The organism is Leucobacter aridicollis (genome assembly GCF_013409595.1).
Taxonomy (GTDB): domain Bacteria; phylum Actinomycetota; class Actinomycetes; order Actinomycetales; family Microbacteriaceae; genus Leucobacter; species Leucobacter aridicollis.
Window position 1 is genome coordinate 1,705,206 of sequence record NZ_JACCBD010000001.1, and the last position, 20,352, is coordinate 1,725,557.

Sequence of the window (20,352 nt, forward strand, 5' to 3'; positions counted from 1 at the left end):
CGTCGCGCTACCAGCACAGGATCTGGGATCGGCGATGTGTATGCCGCAGCCCGGCGGAAGTTGCATTGGGTTGGTAGATCACAGGCGGTGCGAGCGTGCACTCCTGTCTATACCAGCGGCACCTCGCACAGCCGGCGGTGCCAGGCGATCGCAGACTGATCGGTGAGCGACGCCACCTGATCCACGATCACGCGCTTTGCCGCTGCGTCGTCGGCGGCCGCCGCGAAGTCAGCCTGGAACGCGGGTTCGAGATCGCGATCCTGACCCTCCCACAGGGTTTCGAGCAGCTCGGCGAGCAGCGCGCGCTGCCGCCGGTAGGTCGGCTGCCTGCGGCCACTCGCCATCACGAACGCCGCGACGATGCCCTTGAGTACCGCGATCTCGGCGTGGATCGCCTTCGGCACGACGAGGGAAGCGCCGTAGCGTGCGAGCGGGGCCCCGCCTGCAGACTCCCGCGTCGCTGCGATGGCGGAGCGCGCGAAGTGCCCGATCATGTCGCTCGTGAAGTTCTTGAGCTGCGCCTGGTGCCTGCGCGACCCGTCCCACCGCGTCAGCCAGGTCGGCGTCGCCGAGATCCTGTCGTAGGCGGCCGAGAGCTCATCGTGCGTGAACGAGCCGTCGGCCCAGCTCGCGACGTCGGCAATGAGCGAGTCGTGCCCCGAACGGGAGGTGAGGATCAGCGGATCGATGTGGTCGCTCACGATCGCGTCCTCGAAGTCATGGACGGAATACGCGATGTCGTCGGACAGGTCCATCGTCTGCGCTTCGGCGCACTTCACCCGAGCAGGCGCGCCTTCGCGCATCCAGTGGAACACCGGGGCGTCGTCGGGGTAGTACCCGAACTTGCCGCTGCCCGCGGGAGCCTCCGAGAGCGCCCACGGGTACTTGCAGCTCGCGTCGAGCGTCGCCCGCGTGAGGTTCAGGCCGGCGCTCTCCCCGGTCTCGCTGAAGCGCTTCGCTTCGAGCCGGGTGAGGATCCTGAGCGTCTGCGCGTTGCCCTCGAACCCGCCAGCGTCACTCGCCCACTCGGCGAGCGCCCGCTCGCCGTTGTGCCCGAACGGCGGATGGCCGAGATCGTGGGTGAGGCAGGCTGCGTCGACGACGTCGCGGTCGAGCCCAAGCGACGCGGCGAGTTCGCGCCCGATCTGGGCGACCTCGAGCGAATGCGTGAGGCGGTTTCTGGCGAAGTCGATGCCCGCGGTCGGGCTGAGCACCTGCGTTTTCGCCGCGAGCTTGCGCAGGCCGGACGAGTGAATGACGCGTGCCCGGTCGCGTTCGAAATCGCTGCGCGCGCCGCTGTGCGTCTCGGGCACGAACCGCTCAATGTCGGCCGCGCCGTACTCCCCGCGCGCCGGCTCCAGGCTAGCCACCCGAGTCGTCCCGCTCCGCTTCGGCGAGCTCGGCGAAGTCGATGTGCGCGCTATCGCGCGAATCGAGCCAGCCGTCGGGGAGCTTGGGCTGCTTCGGGCTCCCAGCCCGGCCTCGCTGCCCCTCCGCGCCAGCGCCTGGGTACGGCAGGGAGCGGTCCATCGTCTCGTAGATCTCGTCGAGGTGCTCGAGCGACTCGACCATCGCGAGCGCTCGGCGGGTGTCGCCGCCGACGCCGTAACCCTTGAAGTACCAAGCGACGTGCTTGCGGATGTCGCGGCAGGCGCGCGCCTCCTCGCCGTCGAAGAACTCGATGAGCAGTTCGGTGTGGCGGCGCATCGCGTCCATCACGAACCCGAGCCCGGGCTTCGCGATCGCGGCGTTCGCCTCGTCCCAGGTCAGCTCACCCTGTTCGGCCTTGAACGCCGCGGCGAGATCCCCGAACAGCCACGGCCGTCCCAGGCAGCCGCGCCCGACGACGACGCCGTCGCAGCCGGTCTCGCGCACCATCCGGATCGCGTCGTCAGCGGCCCAGATGTCGCCGTTGCCGAGGATCGGCACGCTGGTGATGGCCTGCTTAAGCTCGGCGATCGCCGACCAGTCAGCCGTTCCCGAGTAGAACTCGTTCGCGGTGCGCCCGTGGAGCGCGATGGCGGCGACGCCTGCTGCCTCGGCTGAGCGCGCGGCGTCGAGGAAGGTGAGGTGATCGGCATCGATGCCCTTGCGCATCTTCACCGTGAGCGGAATGTCACCGGCGGCCTTCACGGCGCCCTCGACGATCGCGCTAAACAGGTCGGCCTTCCACGGCAGGGCGGCGCCGCCGCCCTTGCGGGTGACCTTCGGGACGGGGCAGCCAAAGTTCAGGTCGATGTGGTCCGCGAGATCCTGATCCACGAGGAACCGGACGGCCTCGGACACAGTCTTCGGGTCGACGCCGTAGAGCTGGATCGAGCGCGGCGTTTCGCTCTCGTGGTGCTTAATAAGCCGGAGTGATCCAGGGGTGCGCTCCACGAGCGCGCGACTCGTGATCATCTCGCTGACGTACAGCCCGGCGCCGTACTCGCGGCAGAGCCGGCGGAAGGCGGTGTTGGTGATGCCGGCCATCGGCGCGAGGATGACGGGAACGTCGAGCTCGAGCGGGCCGATACGCAGGCGTGAGCCTGGAAGCGTTGAGGTAGTCATGACCGCTCTATTCTCGCAGATCGCGGGAGCGCTGAGCGCTACCGCGACTTGGGCTTGTCGACGGCGCCGCCGAACCGCCGGTCGCGGTCGTGGAAGATCTCGATGGCCTCCCACAGGTCCCGCCGCGAGAAGTCGGGCCACAGCTGGTCAAGGAAGACCATTTCGGCGTACGCGGACTGCCACAGCATGAAGTTGCTCGTGCGCTGCTCCCCCGAGCTTCGGACAAACAGGTCGACGTTCGGCAGCTCCGGCACGTACAGGTGCTTCTCGATGACGCGCTCGGAGATGCCGTTGGGCGAAAGCCTGCCGTCGGCGACCTCCGTTGCGATGCGCTTCACCGCGTCCGTGATCTCCGTGCGGCCGCCGTAGTTGACGCACATCGTCAGTGTGAGGCCGGTGTTGTGCGCCGTGTAGGTCTCGGCGAGCTTGAGCTCCTTGATCACCGAGCCCCAGAGGCGCGGCCGCCGCCCGGCCCAGCGCATGCGCACGTTCCAGGCGCTGAGCTGCTCGCGCCGTCGCCGGAGCACGTCGCGGTTGAACCCCATGAGGAACCGCACCTCGTCGGGCGAGCGGCGCCAGTTCTCGGTCGAGAACGCGTACACGCTCAGGTGCGTCACCCCCGCTTGGATCGCCCCGGCAACGACGTCCAGCAGTACCTGTTCGCCCATCCGGTGACCCTCGACGCGCGGCAGGCCCCGCTGGTTCGCCCAGCGGCCGTTGCCGTCCATGACGATCGCGACGTGCTTGGGGGCCGGGCCCCGGAACTTCGGCGGCTGTTCCCCGGTCCAGTCAACGGGAACCAGGGTCTCGGGAGCAATAGCCATGCACCGATTCTAGGTGCGCGGCAGGGAGAACGACCTGAGGCCACGCTCAAGATGCCACTGGGTGTAGGCGGCCGCAATCCCGGCGGCCTGTCCGCGTTCGCGCTCGCCGCTCGCGACGGCTGAGTCCCAGTCGCCCGCGAGCAGGGCGCGAAGCAGATCGATGCTCCCCTGGTCGAGGCGCGGCGAGCCTGCCGGCCGGCAGTTCTCGCAGGCGACACCGCCGAGCTGCACCGCGACAGCGGTGTGCGGGCCGGGTGCGCCGCAGCGAACGCACTCGTCGAACCCCGGCGTCCAGCCCGCGGCCGCCATGGCGCGCAGCAGGTAGCCGTCACGCACGAGTTCGGCGGGAATCTTGCCCGCGGCGAGGGTGCGCAGGGCACCGACGAGGAGCGTGAACAGCTCGGGCGAGGGGCCGCCCTCAGCGAGCCGCTCGGCGGTCTCAGCCATCACGCTGCCAGCCCGATACCTGTCGTAGTCCGCGGTGATCGCGGGCCCGTACGAGCCGAGCGTGACCGCCTGGGTGATCGTGTCGAGGGTGCGGCCCTCGTAGCACTGCACGTCGGCGACCATGAACGGCTCAAGCCGAGCACCGAACTTTGAGGAGGTGCGGCGGACTCCCTTTGCGACCGCTCGGAGTACGCCACGCTTGCTCGTGAGGAGGGTGACGATCCGGTCAGCCTCGCCGAGCTTGTGCGTGCGGAGCACGACACCCTGTTCGCGGTAGAGGGGCACCCCTCCATTATGACGCGTCGCGCTTGGGGTCGGCTCGGCACCCGCGGTGGTTCCGCCCTCCACCCCGATCGATAGATCTGGGATCGGCGTCAGCAATCACGTGCCGGCCAGGATCTGGCATACGGATCGCAGATTTGCAGTGCTGCGGCTGTGGCGCAGTGCTGCGGTCTGGCACAGTGCTGCGGCTGTGGCGCAATGCTGCGGTCTGGCACAGTGCTGTGGCTGTGGTCTGGCACAGGGCCTTGGGGCTGCGGCTGCGGCTGCGGCCGGTTAGGCTCGGGGCCCGCTGCGCCGCCGCCCGCCCTTCGCCTCAGCCTCGCGCCAGGCGCGCTGCGCAGGAGTCTCCCCCGCCGGCGCGGAGCTCGCGCGCTGCCTGTCGGGCGCGCCGCCGCGGCCGAGATGCCAGGCGTGGACGATCGCGAGCGCCAGCGCGTCGGCGGCGTCGGCCGGCTTCGGGGGCGCGGCGAGTCCGAGGAGCCTCGTGACCATGTTCGTGACCTGCGCCTTGTCGGCGGCGCCGTAGCCTGTCACCGAGGCCTTCACCTCGTTCGGGGTGTACATCGCGACAGGGATGCCGCGCTGCTGCGCCAGAAACATCACGATGCCGGAGATCTGGGCGACGCCCATCACGCTCGGGAGGTTCTGTTGGGCGAACACGCGCTCGATGGCGATCGCGTCCGGGCGTTCGCCATCGAGCAGGCGCTCGAGGGCCGAGCCCAGCTGGTGGAGCCGCACAGGCAGCTCCGCTCCGGCCGGGCTCGTCAGCACCTCGACGTGTTCGAACGAGAGTTTTCGGGATCCCTCGGAGCTCACAACGCCCACACCGAGCCTGGTGAGCCCCGGGTCAATCCCGATGACGCGCATACTTACTCGTCGTTAGCGAGTTCCGCCTGGACCTCGTCGGTCAGGTCGAAGTTCGCGTAGACGTTCTGCACGTCGTCGCTGTCTTCAAGCGCGTCGATGATGCGGAACACCTTGCGAGCGGTGTCCGCGTCGATCTCGACCTTGAGGTTGGGCACGAACTCGGCCTCGGCCGAGTCGTAGTCGATGCCGGCCTCGACGAGCGCGCCGCGGGCAGCGGTCAGGTCGGTGGCTTCGGTAATGACCTCGAATGCCTCGCCGTTCGGGGTCGGCTTGACTTCCTCCGCGCCTGCCTCGAGCACTGCCATGAGCACGTCGTCCTCAGTGGTGCCCTCGGCGGGAACGGTGATGACGCCCTTGCGCTCAAAGTTGTAGGCGACCGAGCCCGGATCGGCGAGGGTGGCGCCGTTGCGGCTCAGCGCGGTGCGCACCTCGGCGGCGGCCCGGTTCTTGTTGTCGGTGAGGCACTCGACCATGAGGGCGACGCCGTTCGGGCCGTAGGCCTCGTACATCGTCGTGAAGTACTCGACCGACTCGCCGGTGAGGCCCGCGCCGCGCTTGATGGCACGGTCGATGTTGTCGCCGGGGACGGAGTTCTTCTTCGCCTTGTGCACGGCCTCGGCGAGCGCCGGGTTACCTGCGAGGTCGGGCCCGCCGATGCGAGCGGCGACCTCGATCACCTTGATGTACTTGGCGAACGCCTTCGCGCGCCGCGAGTCGAGAATTGCCTTCTTATGCTTGGTGGTTGCCCACTTGGAGTGTCCGGCCACGGGTGCTCCTGCTTTCTTACGTGTGTGTCTGCTGCGATCCTAGTGCGGTGGGGCGTTCGCCCCGAACTCGGCGTCGGGTGGGTCTGCCCAGGCAGCCGCGATGAGGTCCCGGACCTCGCCGAGCAGCTGGGGCATCGCCTTCGTCTGCCCGATGATCGGGAAGAAGTTCGCGTCCGACGCCCACCGGGGCACGATGTGCTGGTGGAGGTGCGCGGCGACCCCTGCGCCCGCGATTTCGCCCTGGTTCATGCCGAGGTTGAAGCCCGCGCAGTTCAGGGCCTGGCGCGCGGCGCGCATCCCGGCCTGGGTGAGTGCGCCGATCTCGGCGACCTCCTCCGGCGTCGCCTCGTCGTACCCGGCGACGTGGCGGTATGGGCAGACGAGCATGTGCCCGCTGTTGTACGGGAACAGGTTGAGCAGCACGTACGCGGTCTTCCCGCGGTGCACGATGAGCGAGGACTCGTCATCGTGCCGCGGGGCCGCGCAGAATGGGCAGTCGGTGTGATCCGCCTGGTGATGGTCCGACACGTACGCCATGCGGTGCGGCACCCAGAGGCGCTGCAGCGGGTTCGGTGTCCCGACCGTGCCGCGCTCCCCTGGGGCCTCAGCCTGGGTTTCGTCAGTTCCAAACATGAATGTGTCGCCTACCGGGCTACTCCGACCAGGCCGTCGAGACCTGCTCGTGGCTCTCGATCGCTGCGAGGATGCGCGCGATAGCGTCGTCGACCGGGACGCCATTGAGCTGCGTGCCGTCGCGGAAGCGGAAGCTGACTGCGCCCGCCGCCCGATCCTCCTCGCCAGCGATGAGCTGGAACGGCACCTTCATCTTGGTGTGAGTGCGGATCTTCTTCGGCATCCGGTCATCGGAGTGATCGACGTGCGCGCGGACGCCCGCCGAGCGAAGCCGCGCGAAGATCTCCTCGAGGTAGTCGCCGTACTCGGCGGCGACGGGAATGCCGACGACCTGTTCGGGGGCGAGCCACACGGGGAACGCGCCAGCGTAGTGCTCGAGCAGGATCGCGAAGAACCGCTCGATCGAGCCGAGCAACGCGCGGTGGATCATGACGGGCTGCTTGCGGGTGCCGTCGGCCGCGGCATACTCGAGCTCGAACAGTTCGGGCTGGTTGAAGTCGAGCTGGACGGTGGACAGCTGCCACGTGCGGCCGATCGCGTCACGCGCCTGCACCGAGATCTTCGGGCCGTAGAACGCTGCGCCGCCCGGATCCGCGACGAGTTCGAGACCGGATTCCTCGCCGACCTCGCGCAGGGTCTGCTCGGCGTCCGCCCACTGCTCGTCGGTGCCGACCGACTTCTCCGGGTCACGCGTTGAGAGCTCGAGGTAGAAGTCGTCGAGGCCGTACGCGCGGAGCGTCGCGAACACGAACTCGAGCTGCCGCTTGAGCTCGTCCTTCACCTGTTCGTCGGTGACGTAGATGTGGGCGTCGTCCTGGGTAAGACCGCGGACGCGGGTGAGACCGGACAGCGTGCCCGACTTCTCGTAGCGATACACCGTGCCGAACTCGGCAAGTCGCAGGGGAAGCTCGCGGTAACTGCGGGCACGTGCGCGGAAGATGAGGTTGTGGAACGGGCAGTTCATGGGCTTCAGGTAGTAGTCCTGGCCCTGCTTGGTGACGTTGCCCTCCTCGTCGACGACCTCGTCGAGGTGCATCGCCGGGAACATGCCTTCCTTGTACCAGTTGAGGTGCTGGCTCGTCTCGAACAGGGTCCCCTTGGTGATGTGGGGGCTGTTCACGACCTCGTAGCCGTTCCGCACGAGCTCTGAGCTCATGAACTTCTCGATCTCGTGGCGGATGATGCCGCCCTTGGGATGGAAGACGGCGAGGCCAGAGCCAATCTCGTCGGGGAAGGAGAACAGATCGAGTTCGACGCCAAGCTTGCGGTGGTCGCGCTTCGCCGCCTCCTCGAGGCGAGTCTGGTAGGCGCGCAGCTCATCCTTCGTCGGCCAGGCGGTACCGTAGACGCGCTGCAGCATCGGATTCGCCTCGCTGCCGCGCCAGTACGCTCCGCTCGAGCGCATGAGCGCCCAACCGTTGCCGATCATCTTGGTGTTTGGCAGGTGCGGCCCGCGGCAGAGGTCCTTCCACTGCGTCTCCCCCGTCTTCGGGTCGACATTGTCGTAGATGGTGAGCTCGGCGCCGCCGACCTCGACGTTCTCATTGTCGGAACCCGAGTCGGCTCCGCCCTTGAGCCCGATGAGTTCGAGCTTGTAGGGCTCGTTCGCGAGCTCCGCACGGGCCTCGTCCTCGCTCACGACCCGGCGCACGAAGCGCTGGCCCTGCTTGACGATCTTCTGCATCTCTTTCTCGAGCGCCTTGAGATCCTCGGGGGTGAACGCCTCGGCCGAGTCGAAGTCGTAGTAGAAGCCGTCGGTGATGGGCGGGCCGATGCCGAGCTTCGTCTCGGGGTTGACCCGCTGCACGGCCTGCGCGAGCACGTGCGCGGCCGAGTGCCGGAGGATGTTCAGGCCATCCTCGGAATCGATGGTGACGGGCTCCACTGTGTCAGTATCTGTGACCTCCCACGCGAGATCGCGAAGTTCGCCGTTGACGCGCATCGCGACAACGGACCGGTCGGTGAACAGTGAAAAGCCGTCGGCCACTGCGATTCCCTTCGGAGACAAGATAAAGACTCCGTAATTCTATCGGGTCGCAGCGGCCGACGGCTCACTGAAGCGGCGGGGTGTCCCCGCGCAGTGCCGGTTAGGCCCCGGCGCCACCGCGCTTCAGCGCCTGCAGCCGCTCGTCGACCTCGCTGAGCGCGCCGAGATCGTCGAGCTCGTTGAACTGAGCGTCGAGCGTGGACGCGGCGAGCTCCGCCTGGCCGCGAACCATCGCCTCTTGCCGCTTCACCTTCTCCTCGAATCGCCCAAGCTCGCTCGTCGGGTCGAGGACGTCAAGGTTCTTGACGGCGTCCTGCACCTGCGACTGCGCGTCGGCGACCTTGCCGCGCGAGACGAGTTCGTCGCGCTTCGCCTGCAGCTGCACGAGCTTCTCGCGCATCGTGTGCAGGCCCGTCTTCAGCTGGTCAACGACCTGCTGCTGCGCGGCGACGCTCGGCTCGGAGGTTGAGATCTCCTTCTCGAACGAGATCTGCTTGGAGAGCGCGACGCGTGCGAGGTTGTCGAACTTGTCGGCGCCAGCGGTGTCGCCGGATGCGCGGAGCGTCTCGGCCTGGCTCGACGCTGCCGCCGCCTTCGTGCCCCACTCCGAGACGGCCTTGCGGTCCTCCTCAAGGTCGGCCTCCATGAGGCGCAGGTTGCCGATCGTCTGCGCGACCGAGCTCTCGGCGTCGGCGATGCTGTTCTTGTAGTCGCGCTCCATCTGGTTGAGCATCTTCTCCGGGTCTTCTGCGGAGTCGAGGAGTGCGTTGATGTTTGCCTTGGCGAGCTGTGCAATACGGCCAAGGATGGATTGCTTTGCCATGTTGGCTTCCTTTCCTGAGTTCCACCGAATCAGCTCGGAGGAGGTGTGTGCGCGCCCAGGATCGAGCGCAAGTCTGTGAGTGGCGAGTGCCTGCGGCCTAGAACCTGCCGCCGCCGCGCCTGCCGCCGCCGAGGCCGCCACCGCCGCCGATCGAGCCGCCACCGTTCCAGCCGCCGGTGAAGCCACCGTTCGAGCCGCTCCAGCCACCGCTCGAGCGTCCACCGCCACCGCCGCCGCTCAGGAGCCCGCCAAGGATCCCGCCGAGCACGGCGCCGCCGAAGCTCCCGTTCGAGCCGCCACCGCCGAAGCCGCCGCCGGAGCCGCCGCCCCACCCGGACACGTCGTTGACGGCGAGCTGGTAGGCGGCGCGGGCGTACTGCGTCGCCTGCTGCGCGGCCTGGTAGGACTTCATCGGGTCCTGCTGCGCGTACTGTTCTGCGAGCTGCAGCTGGCGCTTCGCCTCCGCGAGCCGCGTTCGCGCCTGCGAGCCGATCGCGCCGCGGCGCGTCTCGATGAACTGCTCAGCGGCGAGCACCTCGGAGCGTGCGGGGACCAGGGCCTCGTCGCGCGCGGCCTCGGCACGGCGGAGCCGCTCGGTGTTCTCCCTGGCGGTGCCGATCGCCGCGTCGATCTGCACGTTTGCGGCTGCGGCAGCGGCCAGCGCCGCGACAGGGTCGCCCTGTGTTCCCTGTGCGAGGAGCTGGCTGACACGCTCGGCGGCCTGTTGCAGGGCCTGCCGATCCGCATCGCCGGCGGAACCGATGAGCTGCGAGACCACCTGAAGATCCCCCTGCAGGTCAGCGGCCGCTTCCTCGAACTGCCGCGTGCTCTCCGCGAGCTCGCCAGCGAGCACGTCGGGCGATTGGGCGAGCGTCCGCGCCTGATCAAGCGCCGCCTCGCCGGCGCGGAGCGACACGGCGGCGGCGGACCGCTCGCCGGCCGCGAGCTCCGCCGTTGCCGAGGTGATGCACTCGCCAACGAACTGCAGCCTGGCGCCAGCCTCGGTGAGGTTTGCCTCGAGCTGACCGGCGATGGCCGGTGCGTAGCTCGCCGCGAGCGCGCTCGCACGCTCGCGGCCCGCACTCAGCGCCTGGTGGACGCCGGGAAGCTGCGTCTGAAGCTGTTCGAGCACTTCGGGTGCCCGCTCTTCGACCTCGCGCAGCCGCGAGAACGAGTCGGTGTGTGCGTCGAGCGACTCCTTCGCGCCCGTGCACCGCTCGATGATCTCGGTGAGCCAGGCGCGACGATCCTCATCGGAGTCCGGCTCGTTGTCGTCGAGCAGCTGTCGCCGCACGAACGCGGCCTGGAGCTGCTCCTTCGCGTCGGCGATAGCCGCAGCGAATGGCTGCGCCGCCTCCGCGCCGAACTGCGCCTCCGCGAAGCCGAGCTCCTGCTCGCTGCTGCGGACGTCATCGTCGACGCGCACGAGCAGCGCGCTCGCCTGCGATTCGAGCTCCTCGAGGGTCAGCGGAACCTCGCCCTCGGCGACCTGCCGCTCCCGCTTGCGCTTGCGGGAGATCGCGACTCCGGCCGCGACGCCACCAACGACGACAACGCCGCCGATCACCGCGACGGCGACGCCGGTGCCGTTCGACCCGGGGTTGAGCACCGCTTTGTCGATACCGGTGAGTGTTGCGCCGACGACGCCCTTCCAATCACTGCTCTTCAGCGCGGGGCGGACGTAGTCGTTGGACAGCGTGTCGTACTGGGCGTCGGTCATGAGCGCCTGCGGTGCGTTCAGGTCGTACAGTCGATCCTCAACCGCGACGCTGAGCAGCACGCCGTCGTCGCCAAGGAAGTTCTTCTGGGCCGTCGCGGCACCCCACTGCTCCGGGTCCGCCGGCGAGTCGAACGTGTCGACGTAGACGACGAAGAGCTGGACGCCGTGTTCGGTCGCGAACTCGCGAACCTCGTCCTCGAGCTTCGACACGCTCGACCCCAGCACGCCGTCGCTCGTGCCGTCGATGACGTACTTGCCGCCGAACGACGGCGGAGGTGTCGCCGAAGCGGCCGCCGGGGCGAAGAGCGCCAGCCCGGCCAGTGCCGCAAGGCCAAGCATCGTTGCGATTCGCTTCATTCACGATCCCCCGTCTGCAACGGCCGCGCGGCTACTCCAACGCGTGTCCGATACGCACAGTTTAGGAGTGCGGGGCACCCGGCGCTAGTGCCTTCTATGTGATTCGTATGAGTGCCGGATTTCGCTCCAGCGTTTAGCGAGACTCAACGCTGGTTTGCGCAATCGCGCTTGTTCGGCGTTTCCGGCGCAGCTGGAATAGTGAACATGAACTCGAGCACCCTCCCCGCCCGCGTGTCCGCCGGCCACCCCATGGTCCCCGTCGGCGCGATCACGCTCTCAACGTTCCTCGTCGTCACCTCGGAAATGATGCCCGTCGGGGTGTTGACGCCGATGGCGGAATCGCTCGGCGTGACTGCCGGCGGGGCGGGCGCAACGCTCACAGTCACGGGAGCGATCGCGGCAGTCGTGAGCACGTTCGCGCCTGCACTCGCTGGCCGCGTTGACCGGCGCACGATCCTCATCGCGTTCATGCTCGTGCTTGCGGTCGCCAATGCCCTGACGGCGGTCGCGCCGACCTACGCCGTGGTGATGCTCGGACGCGTGCTGCTCGGCGTCGCGATGGGGATGGTGTGGGGGCTCGCCGCCGGACTCGGTGGCCGCATCGCCCCACCGAGCCGCGCGGCGCTCGCGACAACGCTCATCTTCTCGGGCGTGTCCATTGCCTCCGTGCTCGGAGTGCCGCTCGGAACCTACGTGGGCGGTGTCCTCGGCTGGCGGTCGGCATTTTGGCTGCTCGCCGCGCTGAGCGTGGTTGCTGCGATCGGCCTGCGACTCGCGGTTCCCGCGCTGCCGGCCGATTCGGCCGCCGGCTTCCGCGGCATCTTCAGCGTGCTCCGCCTGCCGCACGTGGTCGCCGGGCTGGTGATCACCGCGCTGCTCGTCGTCGGGCACTTCACCGGCTACACCTTCATTCGACCCGTCCTCGAGTTTGGGGTCGGCGCTGCGGAGGGCGGGATCGCCGCTGCGCTGCTCGTGTTCGGAATTGCAGGGGTCGTGGGGAACTTTGCGGTCGGCGGAGTCGCTGCGTTGAGGCCGAAGCGCGCAGTCGTCGGCACCGCGACGGCGCTTGCTCTGGGCGTTGCAGGGGTCGGCGCACTCAGCGTTCTGGGCGCGGGCGGCTTCGGACACGGTACCGGCCAGGCCCCGGCCTCGATCACGTTCGTGGCGATCGCGATCTGGGGCCTCGGCTACGGTGGCGTCTCGGTCGCGACCCAACGCTGGATTGCGACGGCCGAACCGGGCCGAGTCGAGGCCTCGGCGGCGCTGTGGGCTGGTATGTTCAACGCGAGCATCGCCGTTGGCGCTGTGTTGGGAGGCGCCGCGTTCGACGGATTCGGCGCGGTCGGAACGCTCGCAGTCGCGCTCGGCATCGCGGCAACCGGGGTGCTCGTTGCGGCGCTCACCAGCCCCCGCGCGCTCACCAGCCCCCGCGCGCTGCGGTGATCTCCGCTTAACCGGACGTTGCGGCGTGGAGGCGGCGCAAGAACTCACCCAGCAGCGGGTGCGGCGACGCCGCAACGTTCGTCACCGCGGACAGGCTTGACTGCGGCACCCCTTCGACGAGCAGATAACGCAGGTCCGGCCTTGGGAGGTACGCGGCACTCGCCTCGCAGAGCAGCACGCCACCGGCCCCCGTTGCCGCGAGCGACAGCGCCTCGGGCAGCGTTCTGACTCTCGGCCCGTAGCTGAGGGCGGTGCCGTCTGGCGTCGACACCGGTGCGTTCGCGGCGAGCCACGCCGCTGGGGCCTCCTCGGCTGGCCCGATCAGCGTCACTGTCGCGAGTTCCGCCGCGGTAACGCTCGTGCGCCCCGCGCGCTCAGCCTGCCGGGCGAGGGGGCTCGTTCGGGCGATGCCGACAACCTGATCCTGCGGTGAAAACTCGAACCAGGTCCGCAGGCCTTCGGCCTCCGCCGGCGACAGGACGAGCGCGAGGTCGACCGCACCCGCGGTCACCCCCGTCAGCGGGTCAGACCAGGGCAGCTCGACGAGCTGCACCATCCCCTGGGGCATCGCGGCAACCACCCGCGCGACGGCCTCGTACACCGAGCATTGGAACCCGACGCGCAGCGGCCGCGCCGGCGAGAGTGCGGCGGCCTGGGCCGCGTCAAACGCTGCCCGCAACGAGAGCAAGCTGGGAACAACACGCGCGGCGAGGCCCGCGCCAAGATCGCTGAGCTCGACCCTGCGACTCGTTCGCAGGAAGAGCTGACCGCCAACGCGCTGCTCAAGCCGGCCAATCATCTGAGAGACCCGCCCTGGCGTGACACCGAGCTTCTCAGCCGCCTGGCCGAAATGCAGGGTCTCGCTCACCACAGCGAAATACTCGAGCTCTCTGAGCGGGAGTTCGGGGTGAGGCGAGTAGCGCGCGGGCTCAGGAGTCGTCATGACGCACTCGCACCAACACGCCGCTAGTCGGCAATGGTCTGCACGTGCAGCATGGTCCAGCCGTCCGGGACGAGCGCTGCGAGCTCGTGCATCGACGGCGCGGTGATCTCCTGCGAGGTGTCCCTGCGGTGGTACGTCCCGAGGGCGGAGATCTCTCCGCCGGTCTTGCCCATCCGCACTGGCGCCTTCACCAGATCGAAGCCAGGCGGGCACTGGGACGAGAGGAGCTCGTGCACCTCTTCAAGCGATGTCCCCACCACGTCAATCTCGATGGTTTCAGTCAGTCTGATCGTGGCGCGAAGCATGAGATCAGGATACCGAGATTGGGGCGGCGAGCGTGCATCCGCGGACGCGCCCCGCCGCCGACCTCTCATCTCGGGCAGCTAGGTTGGGGCTGGGAGACATTGAGGGGGATGCTGTGAAACGGTGGCTACTGCTCGGATCCGCAATTGCGGCCGAGGTCGCGGGAACGCTCATGCTGCGGGCGGCTGTCGACGCCCCGGCTTGGATCGTCGGCGTCGTCGCCTGCTACGTCGCCGCGTTCACGCTCATCGGGCTCACGCTGCGCACGGGGATGCCCGTTGGCGCCGTTTATGGAGTCTGGGGTGCGACCGGCGTGGTGCTCGTGGCCGCGCTCAGCGTGCTCATCTTTGGGGAGCATCTCAGCCCGGTGAGCGTCGCGGGCATCGCCGTCATCATCGTCGGGGTCGTGCTGGTTGAGACCGGCACGCACGACCAGTCGGCGCCGGCGGCGGAGCGGGCCGCGTGAGCTGGCTCTGGCTCCTACTCTCCATCGCGTGTGAGGTTGCGGCGACGCTGAGCATGCGCGCGAGTGATGGGCTAAAGCGCAAGCGGTGGATTCCGGCGATCGTCGTCGGCTATGCGGCCGCATTCACCGCGCTCGCCTTCGCCCTCGACGCGGGGATGCCACTCGGGATCGCCTACGGGATCTGGACCGCGGTAGGGATCGTCGTCGTCGCGGTCTGCGCCCGGATGCTGTGGAAGGATCCGCTCACACGCCGGATGCTCGTCGGCATCGCGCTCGTTGCGATCGGGGTGCTGCTTGTCGAGCTCGGCACGCTGATGTGAGGCCCGGGACTCGGCCAGTGCCCGCGAGCCGGACCCGGCGCCTGGGCGCACCGGTCGCCAACCCAACCGAGAAACGAAAAACCCCCGGCGTGAACCGGGGGTTTCTCTCCTGTGCGCGATACTGGGATCGAACCAGTGACCTCTTCCGTGTCAGGGAAGCGCGCTACCGCTGCGCCAATCGCGCCTAAGATAAGGCTATTCAATTGTGGTGGAGGTGGCGACGGGATTCGAACCCGTGTATACGGCTTTGCAGGCCGCTGCCTCGCCTCTCGGCCACGCCACCGTAAGTGTTTGCCACCAAAAGCGGCCGAGATTACTCTCGGCCACCAGAGCGGATGACGAGATTCGAACTCGCGACCCCAACCTTGGCAAGGTTGTGCGCTACCAGCTGCGCCACATCCGCATTTTCGCCGCCGTGCTTGGCGACGTGTATAACTCTATACAGCTCGGGGGCCTCACGCAAATTCGGCCCTGCTCGCCGGGCGCGTCGCGCTTTCGTTACCCGTTGGAAACGTTGCTATCAGGCGGTTTTCCGGCTTCTCTAGCTACGATTGCCCGTATGGCAGGAACTGTTGGAAAGCGCGTCGCGCAGGGGGTTGCGGTCGCACTTGTTGTCGCTGTTGCTGCTGGCGGACTCATCGCTTACACGTATCGCGGGGAGATCCGCGACCACTTCCTCGCGTCGTCGTTTGAGCCCACGCAACGCGTGAATCAGATCCGGGACGAGATCGAACTCAGTGCAACGGGCGACCGGGTGTTCCTCGCGTCGCAGCCGACGATCGGCGGTCGCGACGAGTTCAACAGGTGGTGCGCCGGTGTGGATCACACCGAGGAGGGGCACGTGCTCGGCTGCTTCGCCGAGCGCCGCATCCGTCTCTTCGAGGTCACCGATCAGCGCCTGACCGGTGTCGTCGAGACGACTGCCGCCCACGAGCTGCTCCACGCCGCGTGGTCGCGCATGAGCCAGGAGGAGCGCGCGGAGCTCGCCGACACGCTCGTCGCGGAGTACGACGCCCGCGCGGCAACGGACGCGGAGTTCAGCCAGCGCATGAGCGTGTACGAGAGCCTGTCACGATCCGCCTTTGCGAACGAACTTCACTCGGTGTTCGGCACGGAGGTGCGAGACCTCTCCCCCGAGCTTGAGCAGCACTACGCGAAGTGGTTCGAGGATCGGTCGGTGATTGTCGACTGGTACGACGGCTACCACGGCGTCTTCGTCGAGCTCAAGGCCGAAGCTGAGCGCCTCAGCGCCGAGCTCGAGGAGCTGCGCTCGGACATCGAGGACCGCAGCGCCACCTACGACGTGGCGGTGCAGCAGTTCAATGCCGACGCGGCGGAGTTCCGCGAGCGGAACGAGCGCTATGAGTTCTCGGGCAACAAGCAGCTCTTTGACACGCTCAGGGGCGAGCTGCTCGCGCGCCAGGAGGGGCTCGATGCTGTCCGGCAGGAGATTCAGGCCGAGACGGATCGCTTCAACGCGCTTCGTGAGGAGCTCGTGAAGCTCAACGACGTGAGCGTCGAGCTCAACGACGTGCTCGACAGCACGTTCACTCCCCCGTCGAGCCCCGTCGAACAGGCCTAGCACCGGCCTCGCAGGGTCAGCCGTGCGCGCGGCTCGCCCCGCGCGCACCGCAATGTGCATCGAGCGCACCGAGTGTGTATGCTTATCGAGTTGCCGCAGATGATGCGGTGAGGGCGTTTGGCGCAGTTGGTAGCGCGCTTCCTTCACACGGAAGAGGTCGTCAGTTCGAGTCTGGCATCGCCCACAACGAAAACCCCCGGTCATCCGGGGGCTTTTCTGTTTCAGGGCATGGATCACTTTCGGCCGTGGGGGCAGAATTGGGGGCACGCCATGACCCGCAAAGGAGCACCATGATCACCCGAGCCGATGTCGACGCAGCCCAGGCACGCACCGCACCGTATACGCGGCGCACTCCCCTTGTCGCCGCGGATCCCGTTGGAGACGGCAGCCTGTGGATCAAGGGCGAGTACATGCAGCACTGCGGGGTCTTCAAGACGCGCGGCGCGTTCAACCGGCAGCTCGCAGCCCGCGAGCGCGGCGAGCTCGATCCCGCTGTCGGCATCGTCGCGGCGTCTGGCGGGAACGCTGGGCTCGCGAACGCGTTCGCCGCGGCCAGGCTCGGCGTTCCAGCGACGGTGTTCGTCCCCGAGAACGCTCCCACCGTGAAGGTCGACAGGCTGCGCTCGTACGGCGCCACGGTCGAGCTGTCTGGCACGGAGTACGCGGAGGCCTACGAGGCAGCGCAGGATCGCGTCGCGCGCACAGGCGCGCTGTTCTGTCACGCCTACGACCAGCCGGATATCGTCGCTGGCGCCGGCGTGATCGGTGTCGAGATCCTCGCGGATCTTCCCGATGTCGACACCATCGTCGTCGCCGTCGGTGGCGGCGGGCTGTACGCGGGCATCGACGCCGCGGTCGCCGGTACGGGGATCAGGATCGTCGCCGTTGAGCCCGTCGCGATCCCGACGCTCCACTCCGCGCTCGCGGCCGGGGAACCCGTCGACGTTGCCGTCGCTGGCGTCGCGGCGGATTCGCTCGGCGCGCGCAGGATCGGGGGCCACGGCTGGGCGGCAGCCGAGGCGCGACGCCCGACGAGTGTGCTCGTGGACGACGAGGCCATTCTCGCGGCGCGGCGGGCGCTCTGGTCGGAGTATCGCATCCCGGCGGAGACCGGGGCCGCCGCCGCGTACGCGGCGCTCGCGGCCGGGGCGTATGTTCCCGGCCCCGCGGAACGCGTCGCTGTCATCGCGTGCGGCGCGAACACCGACGTGGCGACGCTCGCCGGCTAGCGCAATGGCAGCGGCCCCGCCGATCCCTCATCCGGGATCTGCGGGGCCGCTGTGGCGCATCGCGGTCGCCGAACCGGCGGCGCGATCGCCGAGGTGCTACTTCTCGTTGCCGAAGGAGTCGTCGAGCTTCTGCTTGATTTCGTCGACCTTGTCGGCGTGCTGGCCGCCGGTCACCTTGTTCGCGAAGTCGGCGAGCGACCCGAGGACCTTGTCGCTGACCTCTTCGGCCTTGTCGCTCTGGAGCGCGTCCTTCACCTTGTCGGCGTTCTCGCCGATGAACTCCTTGGCCTTGCCTGCGTTCTCGGTGACGAAGTCCTTCGCCTTTGCGGCGGCGTCGGCTGCCTGCTTACCCAAATCTTCATTCGCCATGAGCGGATCCTTCCCAATGAGGCGCCGAGCACCTCGACGCGTTGATTGCATTATGCACTGTGAGAGTGCTCCACAACAAGCATCAATATGTGTCAGCTATGTGACGACTTCGGTGCCCCGCTCCCGCGGTCGAGTGCCGCCGCCGAACACCCTGTGCTCTGATAGCGTTAACTCGCGTGATCGCGCCACTTCGGGCGCCGGAACCACGACCGCCCGGCCGGGCGAAGGGGGCAGCGCAGTGCATCAGACGACAGACCAGCGAGAACTCGAGAACCGGATCGTCAGGCTCCTCGCTGACGGCAACCTCAAGCAGCTCGGCCACGAGCTCGAAGGCGTGGCTCCGGACGATGCGGTGCTGATCCTCGAGCGCCTCGGGGCGAAGCAGCGAGCCGTCGTGTTCAGGCTGCTGCACAAGGACGAGGCGCTCGACGTGTTCGAGGCACTCGACCCGAGCGTGCAAAGCGACCTCATGCGTGGGCTGCGTGACGCCGAGGTCGCCGAGATATTCGAGGGACTCGATCCAGACGATCGCGTGTGGCTACTCGACGAGCTTCCCGCTACCCTCGCGCCAAAGCTCCTGCACGGCCTCTCCGAGCGCGAGCGCCGGCTCACCTCGGTCGTGCTCGGTTACCCGCAGGACTCGGTCGGCCGCCGCATGACGCCCGAGTATGTCACGACGCGCATGGACTACACCGTCGACGAGACGCTTGCCCGCCTCCGGGATCGCATCGATGACGCCGAGACGATCTATCTCCTGCCCGTGCTCGACGACGCCAGGCACATCGCCGGAGTGGTGAGCCTGCGCGACCTCATCGCGGCCGGGCCCGACGAGATCGTCGCCTCGATCATGAGCGAGGCGCAGAGCATCGAAGCGACCGAAGACGCCGAGCGCGCTGCGCGCCGACTCACGGAGGCGGGCTTCGTTGCGCTCCCGGTCGTCGACCGCGAGCGGCGCCTCGTCGGCCTGCTCACCTTCGACGATGCCATGCGCATCATCGAGCACGAGGAGAGCGAGGACTCGGCCAGGCAGGGAGGCGTGGAGCCCCTCCGTCGCCCGTACTTCACGACCCCCATCATGCAGCTGGTGCGCTCTCGCGTTGTCTGGCTGCTCGTCCTCGCGGTCGGTGCGACGCTCACGGTACAGGTGCTCGACGTGTTCGAGGACACGCTCGCCGAGGTGACGGTGCTCGCCCTCTTCGTGCCGCTCCTCATCGGCACCGGGGGCAATACCGGCAACCAGGCGGCGACGACGGTGACGCGGGCGCTCGCGCTCGGCGACGTCCGGGCGCGTGACCTCGCGAAGGTCCTCGGGCGGGAGGCGCGCGTCGGGCTCATGCTCGGGCTCCTGCTCGGCTCGCTCGGCTTCGTACTGGCAGGGCTGGTGTACAGCTGGCAGATCGGCGCCGTGATCGGGCTCACGCTCGTCGCGATCTGCACGGTCGCCGCGACGATCGGCGGGATCATGCCGCTCGTCGCGCGCTGGGTGAAGGTCGACCCTGCTGTCTTTTCCAACCCGTTCATTTCGACGTTCGTCGATGCGAGCGGACTCATTATCTACTTCCTCATCGCGCGGGCGATCCTCGGGCTTTAGCCGGGAGCCTGGCCCCGCCGGCCGCCCTCCGGATCGGGCAGCGCGCACGCGACCTCGGCGAGGTCTCGAAACAGCGCGCGGACGGCGGCGTGGCTCTCCGCGGGCGTCTCCGCGGCGGCGTCGTCGGCCTGGCTGCTCCAGCGAATCCAGCCGTTTCGCCAGATCGTCACCCCGATGTGCGCGATGAGTTCGAGCGCGGTTGGATCCTCCTCCGGCAGCTGCTCGGCGAGCCGACTGCGCAGCTTGTCGGTGATCACCCTGTCCTGCGACACCGCATACGCGCGGATCGCCGGATCGGCTTCGATGAGGCGGGAGACGCGGCGATGCTCGGCGAGGTCTGGGGTCCCCTCGCAGGCGAGGACGACGTCCCCGAGCCTGTCGATCGCCTCGAGCGCCTCGGCCCGGTTCGCTGCGACGAACGGGACCGTGCCGACCGCTGCCAGGTAGCGACTGTGGCCGTCGAGCACGGCCTCCTCCTTGCAGCCAAAATAGCGAAAGAAGGAGCGGCGCGAGATATCGGCTGCGGCGCTGATCTGCGCGACCGTGACCGCCGCCATTCCGTACCGTTCGCCAAGCTCGAGTGCGGCGAGGTGCACGCGCTGCCGGAGCTCCCGATTGCGGCGCTGCCGCACCCCTTCCTCGGGCCCGGTGCTGTCCTCGGCTGCTGGCACGCCGGTCTCCTCGATGTTGTTCGCTTGTCTGCGGTCTGATCTCGCAAAAACTTACCGCGCCGGCACCCGAGTCGCAAAATTCTGGCACTGTGTGACAGAATTTACTGTCGGCCGCCCGTCGCCGACCAGAAAGCGATCACCGCACCAGTGTCTTCACCGAATACCGGCAGCACCCAGC

General features: G+C 68.2%; 20 protein-coding genes and 4 tRNA genes. 7 read left to right on the forward strand and 17 right to left on the reverse strand.

Annotation, left to right across the window (positions count from 1 at the left end; genetic code table 11):
- Positions 1–107: 107 nt before the first annotated feature.
- The 10 genes from BJ960_RS07845 to BJ960_RS17000 all read right to left on the reverse strand — a co-directional run bounded on the left by BJ960_RS07845 (position 108) and on the right by BJ960_RS17000 (position 11,257).
- On the reverse strand, positions 108–1,370 hold the full coding sequence (locus tag BJ960_RS07845) for a deoxyguanosinetriphosphate triphosphohydrolase (RefSeq protein WP_307814634.1): 1,263 nt from the start codon (positions 1,368–1,370) through the stop codon (positions 108–110).
- Positions 1,363–2,550: a tRNA dihydrouridine synthase DusB gene (gene dusB, locus BJ960_RS07850; RefSeq protein ID WP_185986873.1), complete on the reverse strand. Its 1,188-nt coding sequence runs from the start codon at positions 2,548–2,550 to the stop codon at positions 1,363–1,365. The genes BJ960_RS07845 and dusB overlap by 8 nt, the downstream gene beginning before the upstream one ends.
- Positions 2,551–2,588: 38 nt before the next feature.
- A complete protein-coding gene (locus tag BJ960_RS07855) occupies positions 2,589–3,374 on the reverse strand; it encodes an isoprenyl transferase (RefSeq protein WP_119283808.1) in 786 nt (261 codons plus the stop codon).
- Positions 3,375–3,383: 9 nt separating this feature from the next.
- The gene (gene recO, locus BJ960_RS07860; RefSeq protein WP_121072038.1) at positions 3,384–4,106 is read right to left on the reverse strand and encodes a DNA repair protein RecO; all 723 of its coding nucleotides are present in this window, start codon (positions 4,104–4,106) and stop codon (positions 3,384–3,386) included.
- Positions 4,107–4,376: 270 nt separating this feature from the next.
- Positions 4,377–4,970: a crossover junction endodeoxyribonuclease RuvC gene (gene ruvC / locus BJ960_RS07865; protein ID WP_121072040.1), complete on the reverse strand. Its 594-nt coding sequence runs from the start codon at positions 4,968–4,970 to the stop codon at positions 4,377–4,379.
- Positions 4,971–4,972: 2 nt separating this feature from the next.
- Entirely contained in the window at positions 4,973–5,737 is a 765-nt protein-coding gene (locus tag BJ960_RS07870) for a YebC/PmpR family DNA-binding transcriptional regulator (RefSeq protein WP_185986874.1), read from the reverse strand.
- A 39-nt stretch (positions 5,738–5,776) separates the two neighbouring features.
- Complete coding sequence (locus BJ960_RS07875) at positions 5,777–6,370, reverse strand: HIT family protein (protein WP_185986875.1); 594 nt, start codon at positions 6,368–6,370, stop codon at positions 5,777–5,779.
- Positions 6,371–6,389: 19 nt separating this feature from the next.
- Positions 6,390–8,357, reverse strand: a complete 1,968-nt coding sequence (gene thrS, locus BJ960_RS07880) for a threonine--tRNA ligase (RefSeq protein WP_121072046.1) — start codon at positions 8,355–8,357, stop codon at positions 6,390–6,392.
- Between the two features lie 100 nt (positions 8,358–8,457).
- On the reverse strand, positions 8,458–9,180 hold the full coding sequence (locus BJ960_RS07885; RefSeq protein WP_185986876.1) for a PspA/IM30 family protein: 723 nt from the start codon (positions 9,178–9,180) through the stop codon (positions 8,458–8,460).
- A gap of 97 nt (positions 9,181–9,277) precedes the next feature.
- Entirely contained in the window at positions 9,278–11,257 is a 1,980-nt protein-coding gene (locus BJ960_RS17000; protein ID WP_185986877.1) for a TPM domain-containing protein, read from the reverse strand.
- A 204-nt stretch (positions 11,258–11,461) separates the two neighbouring features.
- Here BJ960_RS17000 and BJ960_RS07895 point away from each other — a divergent pair, with 204 nt between their 5' ends.
- Entirely contained in the window at positions 11,462–12,700 is a 1,239-nt protein-coding gene (locus BJ960_RS07895) for an MFS transporter (protein ID WP_185986878.1), read from the forward strand.
- A 7-nt stretch (positions 12,701–12,707) separates the two neighbouring features.
- Here BJ960_RS07895 and BJ960_RS07900 read toward each other — a convergent pair whose 3' ends face one another.
- Positions 12,708–13,643 carry a LysR family transcriptional regulator gene (locus BJ960_RS07900; RefSeq protein WP_185986879.1) on the reverse strand — a complete coding sequence of 312 codons (936 nt, stop codon included), beginning with the start codon at positions 13,641–13,643 and terminating at the stop codon, positions 12,708–12,710.
- 23 nt (positions 13,644–13,666) lie between these two features.
- The gene (locus BJ960_RS07905) at positions 13,667–13,948 is read right to left on the reverse strand and encodes a hypothetical protein (RefSeq protein ID WP_185986880.1); all 282 of its coding nucleotides are present in this window, start codon (positions 13,946–13,948) and stop codon (positions 13,667–13,669) included.
- A gap of 113 nt (positions 13,949–14,061) precedes the next feature.
- Here BJ960_RS07905 and BJ960_RS07910 point away from each other — a divergent pair, with 113 nt between their 5' ends.
- Both BJ960_RS07910 and BJ960_RS07915 read left to right on the forward strand, forming a co-directional pair.
- On the forward strand, positions 14,062–14,412 hold the full coding sequence (locus tag BJ960_RS07910) for a DMT family transporter (RefSeq protein WP_185986881.1): 351 nt from the start codon (positions 14,062–14,064) through the stop codon (positions 14,410–14,412).
- On the forward strand, positions 14,409–14,732 hold the full coding sequence (locus BJ960_RS07915; RefSeq protein ID WP_185986882.1) for a DMT family transporter: 324 nt from the start codon (positions 14,409–14,411) through the stop codon (positions 14,730–14,732). The genes BJ960_RS07910 and BJ960_RS07915 overlap by 4 nt, the downstream gene beginning before the upstream one ends.
- 112 nt (positions 14,733–14,844) lie before the next feature.
- Here the strand turns inward: BJ960_RS07915 and BJ960_RS07920 are convergent.
- The 3 genes from BJ960_RS07920 to BJ960_RS07930 form a co-directional block, all read right to left on the reverse strand.
- Positions 14,845–14,916, reverse strand: a tRNA-Val gene (locus BJ960_RS07920).
- A gap of 25 nt (positions 14,917–14,941) precedes the next feature.
- Positions 14,942–15,015: transfer RNA gene (locus BJ960_RS07925), tRNA-Cys, on the reverse strand.
- 47 nt (positions 15,016–15,062) lie between these two features.
- Positions 15,063–15,135 (reverse strand) — tRNA-Gly (locus BJ960_RS07930).
- Between the two features lie 156 nt (positions 15,136–15,291).
- On the opposite strand from BJ960_RS07930, the gene BJ960_RS07935 reads away from it, so the two are divergent.
- The 3 genes from BJ960_RS07935 (at position 15,292) to BJ960_RS07945 (ending at position 17,543) form a co-directional block, all read left to right on the forward strand.
- Positions 15,292–16,314, forward strand: coding sequence for a hypothetical protein (locus BJ960_RS07935; protein ID WP_185986883.1), 1,023 nt, complete (start codon positions 15,292–15,294; stop codon positions 16,312–16,314).
- A 111-nt stretch (positions 16,315–16,425) separates the two neighbouring features.
- Positions 16,426–16,498: transfer RNA gene (locus BJ960_RS07940), tRNA-Val, on the forward strand.
- Between the two features lie 106 nt (positions 16,499–16,604).
- The gene (locus tag BJ960_RS07945) at positions 16,605–17,543 is read left to right on the forward strand and encodes a threonine/serine dehydratase (protein WP_185986884.1); all 939 of its coding nucleotides are present in this window, start codon (positions 16,605–16,607) and stop codon (positions 17,541–17,543) included.
- 96 nt (positions 17,544–17,639) lie between these two features.
- On the opposite strand, the gene BJ960_RS07950 is transcribed toward BJ960_RS07945, so the two are convergent.
- Entirely contained in the window at positions 17,640–17,912 is a 273-nt protein-coding gene (locus BJ960_RS07950) for an Rv0909 family putative TA system antitoxin (protein ID WP_121072064.1), read from the reverse strand.
- Positions 17,913–18,150: 238 nt separating this feature from the next.
- Here BJ960_RS07950 and mgtE point away from each other — a divergent pair, with 238 nt between their 5' ends.
- A complete protein-coding gene (mgtE, locus tag BJ960_RS07955) occupies positions 18,151–19,503 on the forward strand; it encodes a magnesium transporter (protein ID WP_307814633.1) in 1,353 nt (450 codons plus the stop codon).
- On the opposite strand, the gene BJ960_RS07960 is transcribed toward mgtE, so the two are convergent.
- A complete protein-coding gene (locus BJ960_RS07960; RefSeq protein ID WP_185986886.1) occupies positions 19,500–20,174 on the reverse strand; it encodes a TetR/AcrR family transcriptional regulator in 675 nt (224 codons plus the stop codon). The genes mgtE and BJ960_RS07960 overlap by 4 nt on opposite strands.
- Positions 20,175–20,352: the final 178 nt, after the last annotated feature.